General features: G+C 53.0%; 5 protein-coding genes. 3 read left to right on the top strand and 2 right to left on the bottom strand.

Features of this window, described 5'->3' with window-relative positions:
• The 3 genes from RTY00_RS21835 to rmf all read left to right on the top strand — a co-directional run.
• The coding region (locus RTY00_RS21835; RefSeq protein WP_312666198.1) for an MlaD family protein at positions 1 to 1,028 on the top strand (1,028 nt) is incomplete at its 5' end.
• Positions 1,025 to 1,591, top strand: coding sequence for a membrane integrity-associated transporter subunit PqiC (gene pqiC / locus RTY00_RS21830; RefSeq protein WP_008101448.1), 567 nt, complete (start codon positions 1,025 to 1,027; stop codon positions 1,589 to 1,591). The genes RTY00_RS21835 and pqiC, both read left to right, overlap by 4 nt.
• Positions 1,592 to 1,862: 271 nt before the next feature.
• Positions 1,863 to 2,030, top strand: a complete 168-nt coding sequence (gene rmf / locus RTY00_RS21825; RefSeq protein ID WP_071531634.1) for a ribosome modulation factor — start codon at positions 1,863 to 1,865, stop codon at positions 2,028 to 2,030.
• Positions 2,031 to 2,096: 66 nt separating this feature from the next.
• Here the strand turns inward: rmf and fabA are convergent, their stop codons facing one another.
• Together fabA and RTY00_RS21815 are read right to left on the bottom strand one after the other, a co-directional pair.
• Complete coding sequence (fabA, locus tag RTY00_RS21820; protein ID WP_007887361.1) at positions 2,097 to 2,615, bottom strand: bifunctional 3-hydroxydecanoyl-ACP dehydratase/trans-2-decenoyl-ACP isomerase; 519 nt, start codon at positions 2,613 to 2,615, stop codon at positions 2,097 to 2,099.
• Positions 2,616 to 2,682: 67 nt separating this feature from the next.
• Positions 2,683 to 3,641: Lon protease family protein (locus RTY00_RS21815; protein WP_312666196.1), on the bottom strand; the 959-nt coding region annotated here is incomplete at its 5' end.

Here is a 3,641-nt window from a genome sequence, read left to right as displayed (position 1 = left end):
CGGCGCCTTATGATCGCCTCATTACCACCAACGTGCGCTTCTGGAAAGACAGCGGCATTGCGGTGGATATGTCGGCATCCGGCATGCGCGTAGAGATGGGATCGCTCACCACGCTGTTCAGCGGCGGCGTCAGTTTTGACGTGCCGGACGGCGCCGAACTGGGCCGGGCTGCGGAGAACAAAGCGGAATACCATCTGTACGACGATCAGCGCAGCATCCAGGATTCGCTCTACAGCGCTCACACCGATTTCCTGCTGTTCTTCACCGATTCGATTCGTGGATTGCAGGTTGGCGCACCGGTTGAGTTCCGTGGCATTCGTCTGGGTACGGTTTCACAAGTGCCTTACATGATTCCAGGCGTGAACCAGGCGCTGAATACTGACTATCGTGTGCCAGTGCTGATTCGCATTGAGCCGGACCGTTTTGTTAATCGTCTGGGCGGGGATTTCAATCTTGAGCAGCATCTGCAGGAAGGCAAAAAACGCGGTCTGCGTGCGACGCTGAAGACCGGCAACCTGCTTTCTGGCGCGCTGTTTATCGACCTCGATTTCTACGACAACGCACCGGCATATAAAGGCCCTAACGAAGTGGCTGGCCTGGAAGTGATTCCAACCGTCAGCGGCGGCCTGGCGCAGATTCAGCAGAAATTGATGGCGGCGCTGGATAAGATTAACGGCTTGCCACTTAACCCTGTGCTGAACGAAGCCACCGGTACCTTGAAAGAGAGCCAGCGCACGCTGCAGCAGCTGCAAAAAACGCTGGATAACCTCAATCAGGTCACGGCGAATCCGGCGATGAAAACTCTGCCTTCAGATATGCAGCAAACCCTGCGCGAACTGAATCGCAGCATGAAAGGTTTGCAACCTGGTTCGCCGGCTTATAGCAAGCTGGTGGGCGATATGCAGCGGCTTGATCAGGTTCTACGTGAACTGCAGCCGGTGCTGAAAACTCTGAATAGCAAAAGTAACGCGCTGGTGTTTGAAGCCAAGCCGGGCCAGGATCCACAGCCAAAGAGGGCCAAACAGTGAAAAAAGGGCTAATTATCGGGGCGCTGTTGCTGCTGGCAGGCTGCAGCAGCACCATTGAAAATACCTATTATCAGCTGCCTGCGGGCAATAATGTGGCGCGCGTTGAAAGTGCCGCTGGCACTGGACAGCCGATGATTTGGGTCGAGCAGGTGACGGTACCGGATTATATGGCGGGCAACGGCCTGGTGTATCAGACCAGCGATGTGAAGTACGTGATTGCGGCCAATAACCTGTGGGCCAGTCCGCTTGATCAACAGTTGCAGCAAACGCTGATCAGTAATCTCAGCAAAGCGCTGCCTGGGCGTTTGGTTGCTGGTGCTCCGCTGGGCGATAGCCACGACACGCTCTCCGTTAATGTCACCGGTTTCCAGGGACGTTACGATGGGCAAGTGGTGGTGAGTGGCGAATGGTTACTGCAGCATCAAGGGCGCCTAATCAAACATGGCTTTAATCTGACGCTGCCGCAAACGGAAGATGGCTACGATGCGCTGGTACGTACTCTGGCTCTCGGCTGGCAGCAAACGGCGCAACAAATCGCAAATAGTGTCGTTTCGCTAAATTAAGATTTGTTCGATGCTTATGCTAAGTCCTTGATTTGCTGTAGTGTGATCGCAGTCAAATCAGGGGCTTTTTTTATTGCCTAATCAGCCAGATAGACATTCAACTGACACTTCTACATGGCACTTTAACGTCAAAAACATGACATTGGCGTGAATTTTGCGCATTGACCTTTCTTCTGCATCGGGTTAGAACATTACTGTGGTTGAACATTATATCGCCACTCTTTCTTTCCACCCAGATTCCACCAGACCTGAAAAATGAGGGAAACGAGGCATGAAGAGACAGAAGAGAGACCGCCTGGAACGAGCACATTCACGAGGCTATCAAGCCGGGATTACAGGGCGTTCAAAAGAGATATGCCCTTATCAATTGATCGATGCACGGTCTCACTGGTTGGGAGGTTGGCGTCAAGCCATGGAGGACAGGTCAGCGGTGGCCTAGCACTGCTGGATGTCTATCATTATGGAAGAAACCTCCGCTGCGTGCGGAGGTTTTCGTTTGGAAGGATTAGAAAGCTGAGGTGTCTTTGAACAGGCCTACTTTCAAATCAGTCGCAGAGTAAATCAGGTTCCCGTCAACGAAGACTTCGCCATCTGCCACGCCCATCACCAGTTTACGGTTGATCACACGCTTGAAGTGAATTTTGTAGGTCACTTTCTTCGCGGTAGGCAGGACTTGTCCAGTGAACTTCACTTCACCCACGCCCAATGCGCGTCCTTTACCTTCTGCGCCCAGCCAGCCGAGGTAGAAACCAACCAGCTGCCACATCGCATCAAGGCCAAGGCAACCTGGCATTACCGGATCGCCAATGAAGTGGCAGTCAAAGAACCACAGATCAGGGCGGATATCCAGTTCGGCTTCTACGAAACCTTTATCGAATTTACCGCCGTCTTCGGTCATTTTGACCACGCGGTCCATCATCAACATGTTGTTGGATGGAAGCGGCGGTCCATTTTCGCCAAACAGTTCGCCGCGACCTGAGGCAACCAGGTCTTCTTTACTATAGGATTCGCGTTTATCTACCATGTTCTCAATATGCCTTCTTTTAGTGAAGCCCGAATATTAGCGAACAGTTGTACGCTGAGCAATCTTATCAGCTGTGGTTGAACCAGTTGAGCCAACGTAATGGCCATGGACGCAGGCGAGCTTCCTGCTGGTTCAACTGGGTAATGCGTTCCTGAATGGTGCTAAGCAGTGATTCGCCGCTTTCACTCTGCCAGGCAATGCCGGTCAGCAGCGGCAGCGCTTCATCGACGCTCTCAATGGCCCAGAGATGGAATTGTCCGGCTTTAACCGCTTCTACTACGTCCTGATTCAGACTGAGATGGCGCGCGTTACTGGCGGGGAAAATCACACCTTGCTTGCCGGTCAGTTCACGTGAGTTACAGATGTGGAAGAAGCCTTCAATTTTTTCATTCAGGCCGCCGACGGGCTGTACGTTGCCAAACTGATCCACTGAACCGGTTACCGCAATCTGCTGGTTAACCGGTTGATTAGCCAGCGCGCTGATTAATGCACACAGTTCGGCCAGCGAGGCGCTGTCGCCATCCACTTCGGAATAGGATTGTTCAAACACCAGTGAAGCTGAGAAGGGCAGCTGTTGTTCCAGTTCCAGTTCGGCAATCAGGTAGGCTTGCATAATCATCATGCCTTTTGCATGAATATTGCCACCTAACTCAGCTTTGCGCTCCACATCGGTGAATTCGCCATCGCCGGGATGTACCACACAGGTAATGCGCGAAGGTTCGCCCCACGGACGCGGATGACCAGGGAACTCAACCACCGAAAGGCCGTTGATTTGGCCAACCACTTCGCCTTCGGTCTCAATCATGATCTGATTAAGCAGGATTTCATCGCGCATGCGATCGGCGAGGAAGCCTTCACGCCACTGGCGTGCTTCCAGTGCTTCTTTCAACGCTTCGGCATTGATGCTGTCGCCATGCAGCGCCGTTTCCTGTAGTTGACGACGAAGCCAGCGTGGGCAAAGCGGTAAGGTGTCTTGATCACCGGTCATGCGTGCCGCTTCGGTGATCAATAATGGCCAGAAATCGG

Origin of the sequence: Pantoea sp. CTOTU49201 (assembly GCF_032054795.1) — a bacterium.
In the GTDB taxonomy this organism is placed as follows: Bacteria; Pseudomonadota; Gammaproteobacteria; order Enterobacterales; family Enterobacteriaceae; genus Pantoea; species Pantoea symbiotica.
This window is presented reverse-complemented; position numbering and strand designations above follow the sequence as displayed.